This window comes from Desulfosarcina sp. (assembly GCF_046496365.1).
In the GTDB taxonomy this organism is placed as follows: Bacteria; Desulfobacterota; Desulfobacteria; order Desulfobacterales; family Desulfosarcinaceae; genus Desulfosarcina.
Genome location: NZ_JAWOHB010000129.1, coordinates 1 through 13,246 on the forward strand (window position 1 = coordinate 1; position 13,246 = coordinate 13,246).

Here is a 13,246-nt window from a genome sequence, read left to right on the forward strand (position 1 = left end):
GGGGCGTCAGTTCGTCGAGGCCGCGGCGATCGGCCGCGGCCTCGACGAACTGACGCCCCTGATGGCCGACCTGTGCCGCCGGACCTGCCGTTTCTGCCCCGAACCCTGCTGCATCAACCACACGGTGTGGTTCCATTTCAAGGACCTGCTGCTTTTTCACCTCCTCGATTGCCCCATTCCCGCCTGCCAGGCGGCATCGGATCTGAAGGAGGCCTGCCCCTACCTGGGCCACCATGGCTGTCGCCAGCCGCCGCGCATCCGGCCCTGGATGTGCGTTCGGTACCTCTGTCCGACCCAGCGGGCCATACTCGCAAAAGAAGAGCGCGCCCCGGCCCTCGACCTCCCGGGCAGGATCGCCATCATCGAAACGCAGCGGGCCCGCATGGAGGAGACGGTCGTCCGCTGTATCAAGCGATAGAAACAGGTGTCGGCCATCGCTAAAATGAATAAGTCGCCAATAGTTACAAAAAAAGTGATTATACTTTATTGTTCGCCTGATATGACGACTTGCAATTTAATATTATTTGTATTATATATCGCCATATATGACGATAAAACATCGCTATCTACTATAAATCGTCAATTATTACGACTATGCAGATTGATAAAACCATGAGCGATGCGGCCATTCTGACCGAACTGGGGGCGCGGCTCGCGCGCCGGCGCCTCGATTTGCAGTTGACTCAGGCCGACCTGGCCCGCGAAGCCGGGATTGCCAAGCGCACGGTGGAGCGCATCGAGGCCGGCGCCTCGGCACAGATGGCGGGCATGATCCGGATCTTCAGGGTATTGGACCTGCTGCCGGGGATGGACCGGTTCATTCCCCCGACCGGCCCCCGGCCCATGGAGCTGATCAAAAACCGGGGCAGGCAGCGCCAGCGCGCATCTTCCGGCCGCAGGGACGATGGCCGGGATGAGCCATGGACCTGGAAAGAATGAGCACCTACGCGGAAGTCAAACTGTGGGGCCGCACCATCGGCGCCGTAGCCCTTGAGGACGGTCACGATGTCGCGGCATTCGAATACGATCCGGCGTTTGCCCGCAGCGGGATCGAGGTCGCGCCGCTGACGATGCCCCTGAGCCGTCGGATATACCGCTTCCCGGAGCTGCCCGTCAAAACGTTTTACGGCCTGCCGGGGCTGCTGGCCGATTCGCTGCCGGACAAATTCGGCCATGCCCTGATCGACGCCTGGCTGGCCACCCAGGGGCGGACACCCGAATCCTTCAACGCCGTGGAGCGCCTTTGCTACGTGGGCGAGCGTGGAACCGGGGCCTTGACCTATGCACCGGTTCTGGGCCCTGGCGCGGGGCGCTCGACCCGCCTTCAGGTTGACCAACTCGTGGCCCTGGCCTCGGAAATTCTGACCCAACGCAACAGCTTCGTGGGTTCCCTGGCCGATGCAGACAAGGAAAAAGCCCTGCTGGACATCCTGCGCGTGGGGACCTCCGCGGGCGGGGCCAGGGCCAAGGCCATCATCGCCTGGAATCCGGAGACCAACGCGGTGCGCTCGGGCCAGGTCGACGCCGGCAAGGGCTTTGAATACTGGCTGCTCAAATTCGACGGCGTGCGCGGCAACCAGGACAAGGAACTGGAAGATCCTCAGGGCTATGGCGTCATTGAATACGCCTATGCGCAGATGGCCAGGGACGCCGGGATTGGCATGCAGGCCTGCCGCCTTTTCGAGGAGAACGGCCGGCGCCATTTCATGACCCGCCGGTTCGACCGCCTGGCGGACGGGAGCAGGCTGCACATGCAGTCCCTTTGCGCCGTGGCGCACCTGGATTTCAACATGGCCGGCGCCCATGCCTATGAACAGGCCCTGCTGGTCATCCGGCAGCTGGGCCTGCCCATGGATGCCGTCGAGCAGCAGTTTCGCCGCATGGCGTTCAACATCATCGCCCGCAACCATGACGACCACGCCAAGAACATCGCTTTTTTAATGGACAAAACCGGGCAATGGTCGCTGTCGCCGGCGTTTGATGTCACTTACAGTTACAACCCGTCCGGCGCCTGGACAGCCAGCCACCAGATGACCCTCAACGGCAAGCGCGACAATTTCGTTCTGGACGACTTTCTCGCCTGCGCCCGTTACGCCGCCATGCAGCGCTCACGCGCCGAAGCCATGATCGAAGACGTGCGCCAGGTGGTCTCCCGCTGGCGGAATTACGCCGATGACGCCGGCGTGCCGGCGGCCTGGCGGGACCGGATCCAACAAGCGCTGCGACTGAAAGCGTTTTGACAAAAAAACCGATGTCTCACCCAGCGCCGCAGGAAACGCAAAGGGGCGGAAGCGAGCTCACCGAAATTTGAGGAGGCAAGGGGGCGGCTTTAAAAAAATATACACCCATGGTAATCGATGCACATGCCCACTGCGGGATCATTGACCGCAGCTGGCCGCAGTCTTTCGAGGATTATGCGCGGCAGGCGGCTGCAGCGGACATCGGCGCCGTTGCCCTTTTTTCGCCGGTGCCTGAGATCTACGACCGCCATGACCGTCGCTTTGCTGATACGCCTGCCTGGCGCCTGCGCCGCCGGGAGAGCAATGCCTACCTGCTCTCCCTGGACCCTGCTGAGCTGACTGTCTATCCCTATTTTTTCATTTGGAATGATTTTGCTGTGGAGCAGCTTTCGGCGGCCCACTGCGGCATCAAGTGGCACCGCCATGCCGGTGAACCGATCTACCAATACGATGATCCCCGTTGCCGATCGGCCCTGGACAAGATCCGGTTAAGGCGCCTGCCGGTGGTCCTGGAGGAGGAGTTCGATCACACGCTGCGCTTCATCCGGGATTTGGCGAATGGAATCACGGTGATCATCCCCCACCTGGGGATGCTCAACGGTGGTTTTCGGTCCATCATCGCGGCCGGCTTGTGGGAGCTGGAAAACGTGTGGGCGGACACCGCACTGGCCTCGCCGGGAGAGGTTCGCGAATACATCCGCCGCTTTGGTCACCAACGGTTGATGTTCGGATCGGACTTTCCCTTCGGAGACCCGTATTCGGAACTGCAAAAAATACGCAGCCTGAAACTGGATCCAGCTGCGGAGGCTGAAGTGCTGGGTGGTAATTTCATTCGCTTGCAGATTGGGGTTTCAACGGATCAAAGAGGCGGTTGCGGGAATCAGCAGGGGCAATCGAAAGGACCCCTTGCCGGGCGCTGAAGATGCCATCAAGATCGCTGCAACCATTGTTGGCTATGTGAAGTTTGCGACCCTTTTCCAGAATGGGCGCAGACTACCTGACGGATAAGGAGGCTATCTATTGCCCCGGTTTGGCAAGATAGAACTACTGTGCAACCGGGGGTGGCTCGAAGTCCGCCGGTTTCAGCAGCAGGGATAGGAGGAAACTGATGCCCGCCAATACGACCAGTACCATGAAGGTCAGACGGTAACTGCGGGTAACATCGAAGACAAGGCCCGCCAGCACCGGGCCGATGGCTCCGCCCACGGTTCCGCTGAAGGCAACGATGCCGAAAAGCGCTCCGTGGGAGCGGATGCCGAATAACTCGGCGACAATGGGTGAAATCACGGTAAAAAATCCACCGTGGGCGATGCCGTAAATTGCCGCAAAAAAATACAGCATCCACATACCCCGGGCTATCTGCAGCCAGAGGAAACTGAGAATCAGGATAATGAGGCAAGCCCTCAGGCATTTTCGGGTGCCGATCCCGTCGATGGCAATACCCACGGTCAGCCGACCGAGCATGCTCACGCCGCCGATGGTGGATAAGACCCCCGCGGCCTTGATGGTTCCGATCCCGATGTCGGTGGCGTGCGCAACTATGTGTACCAGGATGGTGAGCATACTGGAGACGGCCAGAAGACTGAGTGTGCAGAGCATCCAGAACTGCCGGTTGCGGAGGGCCTGCTGAAACGTAAGTCCGCTTTCGGAGCCAGGGTTTGCACCGGTCGGCGGTTTTATGCGGCCATCGGAAAACTGTCCCATTTGACCCGGGTCCCGGCGCAGGAACTGACCCGATCCGATAATCGAGACCAGTACGATCGTGCCGATAACGACATAGGCGCTGCGCCAGCCCAAGTGAGTGATGCACAGGCCGGAAAGCAGGGGCATGGCCAGCTGGCCGGCGCCGGTTCCCACTTTGACCAGCCCGGTCATGATGCCCCGGCGCAAAAGAAACCAGCGGGCGGTGGTGGTCAAAGGAATGACGTCGATGCTGCTTAAGCCGATACCCGCTATGAGACCATAAAAAATGTACAGTTGCCAGGCGGCATCTATCCGAGAGAGCAGCATATAGCTGCAACCCAGAAAAATCCCGGTAATCGTCATGATGATCCGGGGCCCAATTTTGTCATTCAGATTCCCCGCCAGGATACCCAGGAAACCCATAAGGAGAAAGGCCACGGATGAGGCGCCGGAAATCGTGGTCCGCGACCAGCCGAACTCAGCCAGCAATGACGGGAAAAAGACGCCGTAGGCAATATAACTGCCTATGCCGATGCCTTGAATGAGAAAACAGGCCGCGACAATGATGTAACCGTAAAAGAAGTTGGATTTTTGCTGATCGGTCATTGCGTCATCCCTTACCCTTCCGGCACTGATTTTTCAAGAGATAGAACCCCGTTTGCCGGTCTATGATCCCGGCAGAAGCGCCATGGTCTGGAAGCAGCCAGATCTGCAGGTCATATCCCTTTCAATTTCCAGAACATAGTTGACCTTTCGGACCGTTCTTGCGTATTCTTGTTCTGGTTCAAGTTATTCTGGATTTCCTTCGGTGCGGATAAGGTTAAGGTGGTGATCGTGGATGCAATGACCCAGCGACAACGATTTTTGGGAACGCTTTTGGGTGGGGAAACGGACCGGTTCCCGTTTTTCGATCTCGATCCCGAAGAAGATACGCTCCGACGCTGGCGCCGGGAGGGATTGCCCCGCTACCAGTCCGTTGCTGCGTATTTCCAACTGGAGACGCACCACTCGGTCGGACTCAACCTGCACAGCTACCCCTTTTACCGGCAAGCACCGGGCATCCTCACCGACCCGTCCGCTTTCGATCGGCACTACGACCCTGACCAACGCTCACGCTATGCAAGGAATTTTGTAAAACAAGGCGAACGCCTTCGTCAAAAGGGCCGCGTCCTGTATGTCGATGCTTCGGGGGGCGGTCTGTTGCAGATGCTGGGTGTGGGCGATTGGGACTCGCTGCGATTGGCATGCTTTGCGCTCGTCAACCGGCCACGGGCGGTGGCGGACCTTCTTGACCGGATCACCGATTTCTACTGCGTCTGTCTCAAGCGGGTGCTTTCGAAAGTACCGGTCGACTATGCTTCATTTTACGAGCCCATCGCATCCAACACGGCGCCCGTGGTCTCCCCTGCCATGTTCGCACGCTTTGCCATACCCGGCTACCGGAAAGTCATCGATCTGTTGAAGCGGTATCAGGTTCGGCTGCGCATACTTTGCACCACCGGTGGTAACCTGACACCGCTTTTGCCTGCGCTTATCGATGCAGGCATCAACGGCCTGTGGATCAGCAACATCCGCAGTGCCGGCATGGAATACCCCAGGCTTCGTCGGCAATTTGGACCGGGCATCGCCCTGATCGGCGGCATTGACGCCACCGCATTGGTCCGGGATGAGGCGTCGATAAGAAAAACGGTGGCGCAGACGGTGCCGGGCCTGCTCGAAAGCGGCCGCTACCTGCCTTGCCTCGATGACAGGCCGCGAAGCAATATTGCTTTGGCTCGCTACCGATGGTATCGCCGCCTTCTCGGAGAAATCGCTGGACAGGGAAAACCGGGTTCGCCGGGAAGCCAAACATGGTGAAGTCACCGTCAGCCGCGTCTACCCAATTCAAAGGATTAAAAAAACGCCTTGCAGATCACAACCACAATCATAGGGGCGGGTGTGGTGGGGCTGGCCATCGCGGCCGAGCTGTCCACAACCCGCCGGGGCATCTTGATCCTGGACCGCAACCCCAGCTTCGGCCAGGAGACCTCCAGCCGCAACAGCGAGGTGATTCACGCCGGCATCTACTACGCCCGCGACTCCCTGAAGGCCAGACTGTGCGTCGAGGGCAACCGGATGCTCTACCGGATATGTGAAGCCGGACGTATTCCACACCGACGCTGCGGCAAGCTGATCGTAGCCACCGAGAAAGCGGAGGAGGGGATTCTGGCATCCATACGCGAGCGGGCGCGTGAGAACGGCACCGACCCCCTCGAATTGCTCAGCGCCCGCCAGATCAGGCAACTGGAGCCCAATGTCAAGGCGTCGGCCGCATTGTTTTCCCCGGCCACCGGCATTATCAGCGCCCATCGCCTGATGCGCCGCTACCTTTCCCAGGCCACCAGAAACGGTGCGCAGCTGGTGACCCGGACCACGGTTGAACGGGTGGAGCCGGCGGGTGCCGAGGGCTACCGGATCCACGTTGCCTACCCTGACGGCCTGAGCGACGTCTTCACGTCACGCCAGGTGGTCAATTGTGCCGGCCTGGATTCCGATTGCATCGCCGAATCCATGGGCATCGACGTCGATGCCTGCGGCTACCGCTTGCACTACTGGAAAGGGGAGTATTTCAGCCTCGAGGTGCCCGCCGGCTTCATCAAGCGCCTGATCTACCCGGTGCCCCAGGAAAACCATGTGGGCCTGGGCGTGCATGCAACCATCGATCTGAGCGACCGGGTCAAGCTGGGGCCCAACGCCACCTACCTGCCCGACCGAAACATCGACTATGCGGTCGATGCCACGGCCCGGCAATCCTTTTTCGAGGCCACCGTGCGCTACCTGCCCGGCATTGCTGCGGTGCAGCTCCATCCGGAAATGACCGGCATCCGCCCCAAACTGCAGAAGCCCGGCGACCCGGCCAGGGATTTCATTATCGCGGAGGAGTCGTCAAAAGGCCTTCCCGGCTTGGTCAACCTGATCGGCATCGAATCCCCCGGCCTGACCGCCAGCCCGGCGATCGCGAAATATGTGGGGGCATTGATCGGTGGCTGAACCGATTAATGGAAAATTGAAATGACAAACATCGAAAGTCCAACATCGAATGAAAGAACAACAAACCCGACGAATTTTCCACCAGGCCGGAGCGCAGTGAATTTCATCGTATAAACTGAACCAATCAACGCTTGTCATTCTGGCTTCTACCCATTATACCTTCCCCCTATAAGCCATGCGCGATATAAAATCCGCCTTTTGAAATGACTGCAAATAAAATTAAAATCAGCCCATTCAATTGGGTGACACTCTTCATTCCCATGGTGGTGATCGCCCTTTTTTTTGGCCTGCGGCCCGTAGGAGGGTCCATTGCCAATGGCGTGCAGCGGCTCGATGATATCCGGGGCATCCGGTTCCAGGGAAAGGGAATCGCCTATGTGGCCGATCTGCGAGAGGTATGGCCTGAGCGGCAGTCGTCGCCCGTGACCATCGAGATGGCGGTAACACCGGGAAGTACCCAACGGCAGGGCTTCAACCCGATTTTCCTGATGCATGATGGTGATGACCGCAGACAACTGGTGATTTGGCAATATGGCCCGTCGTTGATCGTGATGAACGGCGACGACTACAGTTACCGCAGGAGATGGCCGCGTGTTGTCGCCAGAGATGTCTTCGCATCCCATCAGACAAATTATCTGACGGTCACCACCGATGCGCAGGGGACCCGGCTGTATATTGATGGCATCCAGTTTGACGCCAAAAAGGACTGGCAGTTGACTATTCCGGTCAAAGGGGCGCCGCTGCGGCTGGTTTTGGGCAATTCCATTCACGGCAAGCATGGGTGGAGTGGCGATCTGCATGGACTGGCCGCATCCAATGCGGCCCTGCCTGCGGATGCCGTGCTGAATCGATATGAACATTGGGAGGCCGGCCGCAATTTTGATTTTCTGAAGTCCGAATCGCCCAAGCTGCTTTACACCTTCGATCAACCGTCCGGCGCCCGTTTTTCAGACGCATCCCAAGGCCATGACCTGGTCGTCCCCCGATACATGGCGGCTCCGGATAAACGGATTTTGGAGCTGCCGGGGAAATATACCATCTGGAATCGGGCTGCTGCGGGCGACATGCTGGTGAATGTGGTAGGTTTCATGCCCCTGGGAATCGTCTTCTACGGTGTGCTGCAGGGGTTCTCCGGACCGCTGGGCAGGCATGCCCGACTGACTGCAGTGGCCTTTTGCATGCTGCTCAGCCTGGGCATCGAACTGGCCCAGGCGTGGATCCCGACACGGTATTCCAGCCTCATGGATCTGATACTGAACACTGTCGGGGCATGTCTGGGGGTTGTGGGGTGGGAGCTGTTTCGCAGGCTCAAAAGGAAGAGATGCCTGACAGGAGGCGCCAGGCGATAGTGCGGGTGAGTTATTAAGCTGTCAAGAGGACCGATGAACTGATAAGCATTCCGGTATGACAACCATCCCTAATGCGATAGGAAAGATCACATGCCAGCTGCGCTTGAGACAAATGCCGTTCAACTGCTTCCCGCAGACCGCACCCTAAACGATCTGCTGTGGCCTTATGTGACGCCCTACCTGATCTTCGTCGGCATTGCCAGCCTTCCCGAAACAATTTTACCTGTGGAGATGGGCCAGGCGCTCAAACTGGCGGCCACCGCCGCAGCCCTTCTGTTTTTTGGCAAAACATACCGGTTTGGCGCCTTCAAACCGATCCACGCCGCAATCGCCCTGCTGGGCCTTCCGGTGGCCCTGTTTTGCTGGATTGCGCCTTTTTATCTGATAGCGGCACTGGGCATCACCGATGTGATGGCTGCCGCTGGCGGAAAAACCGTTGCATCCTTTCCCTTTTTCCTGAGGCTGTTCAATTCGGTCGTCCTCGTGGCCATTTTCGAGGAGCTCTTCGTGCGGGTCTACGTAATGGGATGGCTGTATCAGGCCGGGCCGCAGTGCCAGGAAAAAGGCCTTCTCGGATCGATCGTCCATACGCTGGATGAATATCCCGGCCCCCTGGCCGCGCTGCCCTTGAGTACGTTTTCCGTGGTCGGGGCAACCCTCGTTTTCACCGCCGGCCACCGCGCCCATGAGTACCTGTCGGCGATCGTCTATTTCCTGTTCACCACCTGGCTGTACAAAAAAAGCGGCAGCCTCTGGGTTTGCATCATCATCCACGGCCTGACCAACCTGGCGATCGCCCTGCTGGCCAGATATGGCGGGATGGGCTGGCTTTTTAGCTGATGGCCTGGTGAGCGGGCTGTTTGGTTTGATGGGTTTGATTGGCTGGCCGTCGATGGTGATGGAAGTCAGGCGCCGCATTTGACAAAACAACCGATTGCGGGTAGCTTTTCCTTGGTTATGACCGGCCCAGGAGGCACCGGGTGTGATGAAGCACAACAATGACCTTGATTCAGGCTGCCTGTTCTGCCGGTGGATCAGGGCCGGGAAGAAGGTGGCGGCGATCGGCACGGTGGCCGCATTCAACGACGGTTATCCGGTAACCGACGGTCATCTGCTGATTCTCCCGCTGCGTCATACGGCCGACTGGCTTGGCATGACCGCACAAGAACTCCGGGACAGCGAAAGACTGATCCGCACCCTCGTCGCCAGGATCAGGCAGCGCGACCCTTCTGTCACCGGGTTCAACATCGGGACGAACATCGGTCAATCGGCCGGCCAGTCCGTTTTGCATGCCCACATCCATCTGATCCCGCGCCGGGATGGTGATGTTGATAACCCCAAAGGTGGTGTCCGGGGGGTTGTCGATGGAAAACGCGGCTACTGATACGGAGTGCTGCAGGATTCAATTTCGAAGCGTGTCCCAGGCAAACAGTGGGTTCCAACCGCTTTGTCAATTGCCGAACCCGTTTTGACCTGCCCGGAGACGCCGGTGGTGGTGGACAACATCTCAGACGAAATCATCATGAATAAAAAACAAAAAATGATCGATGTGGCTCTGGGGCGGATACCCGGTGACCTTGCCATTGTCAACGCCCGGCTGCTGAACGTTTACACCGGTGAGATTCAGGACAACCAGTCAATATGTACCAGCGGGGCGCGGATCGCCTGCGTGGGGCCGGATGTCGGGCATGCCATCGGCTGCGGCACCACGGTCCTCGATGCCGCTGGCGCCACCCTCATACCCGGTTTGATTGACGGCCATGCCCATGTGGCCTCACTGTTCACCGCCGCGGAGTTTCTGCGATATGCTGCCAGGGGCGGTACCACCGCCATCGTCACTGAGACCATGGAGGCCTATGCGGTTGCCGGCATCGCCGGCGTTTTGGATTTTCTTGCATCCTTGAAAGATCAGCCCATCAAGTTCTTCGCAACGGCGCCTGCCATGGTGTCCACCAGCCGGGCCGCCATGGGAATTGATCCTGCAGATCTGGATGCACTCCTGGCACAGGACGAGATTATCGGGCTGGGTGAATCCTATTGGCAGGCGGTGCTGCAAAACCGGGATGTGTTTCTACCAATTTACGCCAGAACCCTGGCCCATGGAAAGGTGCTCGAGGGGCATTCCGCCGGGGCCAGGGGAAGCAATCTTCAGGCTTATGCGGCCTGCGGGATCTCTTCCTGCCATGAGCCCATCAAGGCCGATGAGGTGTTGGACCGTCTCCGGCTGGGCATCTACGTGATGGTGCGGGAGGGCAGTATTCGGCGGGATCTGGCCGCGATTGCAGGGATCAAGGACATGGTCGTTGACACACGGCGGCTGATTCTGACGACGGACGGCATATCACCCGCAGATCTGATGGAGATGGGCTACATGGAGTATCTCGTTCAGAAGGCCATCGACTGCGGGTTCAACCCGGTTACCGCGGTGCAGATGGCGACCCTGAACGTGGCGGCGCATTTTGGTCTGGATGACCGTATCGGCGGCATCGCACCCGGCAAATTCGCGGACTTGGTCCTGATTCCCGATCCACAAACCATCAAGGCCATGTGTGTGGTCAGCAACGGCCGCATCATCGCGCGGGATGGAAATCTTGAAGTCGCGCCCCGCAAACACGTTTTCGCCGCCGCAAGCCTGAACAGCATTCGAATTTCCAGGACATTCGGACCCTCCGATTTTTGCCTGCCTTGCGATGCGGCTGGGGACACGGCCACGGTGCGGGTGATCGAGATGGTGACGGATCTGGTTACCCGGGAGGTGCGGCTGGACCTTCCGGTCGCGGCCGGTGAGATCAAGGCGGACAGCACCGATGACCTGGTGAAAATTGCGGCCATTGACCGCACGAAAAATCCCGGCAAATGCTTTACCGGACTGATCAAAGGCTTCGGCATTCAGTCCGGCGCCATGGCCTGCAGTGCGGCATGGGACACATCCTGCGTCATCGTCGTGGGGGCCGATGAGAAGGACATGGCCCTTTGCGTCAACCGTATTCGTGATCTGCGGGGCGGGGCGGTCGTTTGTGCCTCTGGAAGCGTTACTGCAGAGCTTGGCATGCCCGTTTTCGGACTGATCTCCGAACTGCCGTTGGAAGCACTCGCCGCCAGGCTGAGAGCCATTCGACAGGCGGCGGCGGATCTGGGGGTTGCCTTTCCCGATCCGCTGCTGACGCTGATCGCCCTGACAGGTGCGGCCATTCCCTTTCTGCGCATCTGCGAGGAGGGGCTGGTGAACTTCAAGGACGGTCGGACGGTCGGTCTGCTGGCATGAAACAACCCAAACCACGAAAGCGGGCGGATTACCTGCGGCAGGCCGCGGGGTTTCAGATCCAGGCAGTGAACGCAGCGATTTGGACAAGGAGTGAATGATGGCCGGTGGTTGGTCCCGTGACGGGGCTGTGCAGGATCAGATAGACGCCAGTGTGCAAGACGCGGTAAAGCGTGCCAGGAGCCGGTTGCACGATGGCGAGGGGTCGACGCACTGTGAGGCATGCGAGACACTTATTCCAGAAGCGCGCCGCAAAGCGGTCCCAGGCGTTCGTTTATGTGTCAGCTGCCAGTCAGCACTCGAAAAAAAGCAGACCGCTTTCACTGGATTCAATCGACGCGGCAGCAAGGACAGTCAGCTGAAGTAACCCCCCGGGTGTGGTTCCATCAATCGCAGGTGAAGGCCAAACCCCTTACGCTCAACCCGACCGGCTTCGCCTTCTCCGGATGTGCGCATACCATGGCAATTATAATCGACAGTGATCTTTATGAAAATCTTAGGCAGTACTGCGACGATTGCGGCATTCGTTTTGTCGATTTTGTCGAAGAGGCATTGGAAAACGCAATTGATCGCGAAGCAATCCTGAGGAAATCGGAAAAAGCCGACAGAATACTTGAACAAGCGGATCGAGACCGCAAACTGTCGTTTTGGCGCGGGTTCAATCAAGGTGTGCTGGCCGGGATTCTGGCCGGCCAGGGGCAATTGGCCCTGAGCAAAAACAATTCCCCTCCCGAGGAATCCTACCCGGAGACCCCCTTTAAAATCGTAACCGGTCCCCAATTGAAGCTTTTTGAATAGGGGTGGGCGGCGACCGCAACTGAACCGCCGCCCACCCCTGACAGGCAGGTTTCAGCCCGTTTTTAAAAACAGCATGTCACCATGCTAGATAATTGTTTTCTTAATGTGAAACCGATTCCATAATTTTTTTTCGATAATTCTGCCTTTAATGAATCCTTACGAGTGATAAGTTGCCGGTAATTTGGAATATAATAAAAACCAGGGTTTCTGGCGCAGGGATTGCTTTATCCGGTAAACATTAAACCCGTTGATCCACGTGCGCGTTTTGAGAATTAAATGGCCATCTGGTCAATTTGCATGGCAATACCTGAATATGGAAGCAAAATCCGGAGGGGGTATGCAAGACAATCCCAGCAAGAACGGTTTTGGGTTACAAAAACGGTCTGCTGCGACCAACGAGCGCCTGCTGAAAGCCCTAATGGAGCGTGACCGGTTTCTGGACCGTTACCCGCGCATGCGGACTTACCAGGCTGAGATTGACAGTTTGCTCGACAAATCCGGCAACTGCCAGGGTCGCATGGCCGTCCTGGGGACGCTGATGCAGGGCAAGTTGATGGAAATGCAAAAAGAACTAGACCAACTGGCCTACATCCTTAAGCAGACTGCCCATTCCAAGTAAATCTCCCATCAATAATAAAAATCGACTTCTCGGAGCAGGACCAGACGTTTCATCGCAGGTATTTTTCTTTCAGGACCGTGGCCATCTGGTTAACGGCGGAAAAGGCGCGCTCCACGGTGCGCTCCTTGTCCGGGTTGACCAGGCAGCAGGTGGCCGGGGGCCGCTTGTTGGTGAGTCTAGTAGTCCGATTAAGTGCATTAGTGTGCTTTTTCCGCACCCGCTTGGTCCAAAGATGGTTATAAACTCGCCTTTTTCTATTTTTAAG

At 58.1% G+C, this 13,246-nt stretch carries 15 protein-coding genes; 13 read left to right on the plus strand and 2 right to left on the minus strand.

The window, feature by feature from the left end:
* The 4 genes from R6V78_RS11745 to R6V78_RS11760 form a co-directional block, all read left to right on the plus strand.
* On the plus strand, positions 1-418 hold a 418-nt coding region (locus R6V78_RS11745; protein ID WP_410289547.1), incomplete at its 5' end, for a hypothetical protein.
* A 194-nt stretch (positions 419-612) separates the two neighbouring features.
* Positions 613-939, plus strand: a complete 327-nt coding sequence (locus tag R6V78_RS11750) for a helix-turn-helix domain-containing protein (RefSeq protein WP_410289548.1) — start codon at positions 613-615, stop codon at positions 937-939.
* Positions 921-2,240, plus strand: a complete 1,320-nt coding sequence (locus R6V78_RS11755) for a type II toxin-antitoxin system HipA family toxin (protein ID WP_410289549.1) — start codon at positions 921-923, stop codon at positions 2,238-2,240. Before R6V78_RS11750 ends, R6V78_RS11755 begins: the two co-directional genes overlap by 19 nt.
* A gap of 107 nt (positions 2,241-2,347) precedes the next feature.
* On the plus strand, positions 2,348-3,160 hold the full coding sequence (locus R6V78_RS11760; protein WP_410289550.1) for an amidohydrolase family protein: 813 nt from the start codon (positions 2,348-2,350) through the stop codon (positions 3,158-3,160).
* A gap of 124 nt (positions 3,161-3,284) precedes the next feature.
* Here the strand turns inward: R6V78_RS11760 and R6V78_RS11765 are convergent, their stop codons facing one another.
* Positions 3,285-4,529, minus strand: a complete 1,245-nt coding sequence (locus tag R6V78_RS11765; protein ID WP_410289551.1) for an MFS transporter — start codon at positions 4,527-4,529, stop codon at positions 3,285-3,287.
* 237 nt (positions 4,530-4,766) lie between these two features.
* Between R6V78_RS11765 and R6V78_RS11770 the strand changes: the two genes are divergently transcribed.
* From R6V78_RS11770 to R6V78_RS11810, 9 genes are all read left to right on the plus strand, one after another.
* Positions 4,767-5,780 carry a uroporphyrinogen decarboxylase family protein gene (locus R6V78_RS11770; RefSeq protein ID WP_410289560.1) on the plus strand — a complete coding sequence of 338 codons (1,014 nt, stop codon included), beginning with the start codon at positions 4,767-4,769 and terminating at the stop codon, positions 5,778-5,780.
* A gap of 48 nt (positions 5,781-5,828) precedes the next feature.
* A complete protein-coding gene (locus tag R6V78_RS11775) occupies positions 5,829-6,953 on the plus strand; it encodes an NAD(P)/FAD-dependent oxidoreductase (protein WP_410289552.1) in 1,125 nt (374 codons plus the stop codon).
* Positions 6,954-7,156: 203 nt separating this feature from the next.
* A complete protein-coding gene (locus R6V78_RS11780; protein ID WP_410289553.1) occupies positions 7,157-8,302 on the plus strand; it encodes a VanZ family protein in 1,146 nt (381 codons plus the stop codon).
* A gap of 90 nt (positions 8,303-8,392) precedes the next feature.
* Entirely contained in the window at positions 8,393-9,142 is a 750-nt protein-coding gene (locus tag R6V78_RS11785) for a CPBP family intramembrane glutamic endopeptidase (protein WP_410289554.1), read from the plus strand.
* Between the two features lie 145 nt (positions 9,143-9,287).
* A complete protein-coding gene (locus tag R6V78_RS11790) occupies positions 9,288-9,686 on the plus strand; it encodes an HIT family protein (protein WP_410289555.1) in 399 nt (132 codons plus the stop codon).
* A gap of 138 nt (positions 9,687-9,824) precedes the next feature.
* The gene (locus R6V78_RS11795) at positions 9,825-11,567 is read left to right on the plus strand and encodes an adenine deaminase C-terminal domain-containing protein (RefSeq protein ID WP_410289556.1); all 1,743 of its coding nucleotides are present in this window, start codon (positions 9,825-9,827) and stop codon (positions 11,565-11,567) included.
* A 97-nt stretch (positions 11,568-11,664) separates the two neighbouring features.
* Complete coding sequence (locus R6V78_RS11800) at positions 11,665-11,931, plus strand: DksA/TraR family C4-type zinc finger protein (RefSeq protein WP_410289557.1); 267 nt, start codon at positions 11,665-11,667, stop codon at positions 11,929-11,931.
* A 92-nt stretch (positions 11,932-12,023) separates the two neighbouring features.
* Positions 12,024-12,362: a hypothetical protein gene (locus R6V78_RS11805; RefSeq protein ID WP_410289558.1), complete on the plus strand. Its 339-nt coding sequence runs from the start codon at positions 12,024-12,026 to the stop codon at positions 12,360-12,362.
* 337 nt (positions 12,363-12,699) lie between these two features.
* Complete coding sequence (locus R6V78_RS11810; RefSeq protein WP_410289559.1) at positions 12,700-12,981, plus strand: hypothetical protein; 282 nt, start codon at positions 12,700-12,702, stop codon at positions 12,979-12,981.
* 69 nt (positions 12,982-13,050) lie between these two features.
* On the opposite strand, the gene R6V78_RS11815 is transcribed toward R6V78_RS11810, so the two are convergent.
* Positions 13,051-13,239 (minus strand): ATP-binding cassette domain-containing protein, encoded by a 189-nt coding sequence (locus tag R6V78_RS11815; protein WP_410289561.1) that lies wholly within the window; start codon positions 13,237-13,239, stop codon positions 13,051-13,053.
* Positions 13,240-13,246: the final 7 nt, after the last annotated feature.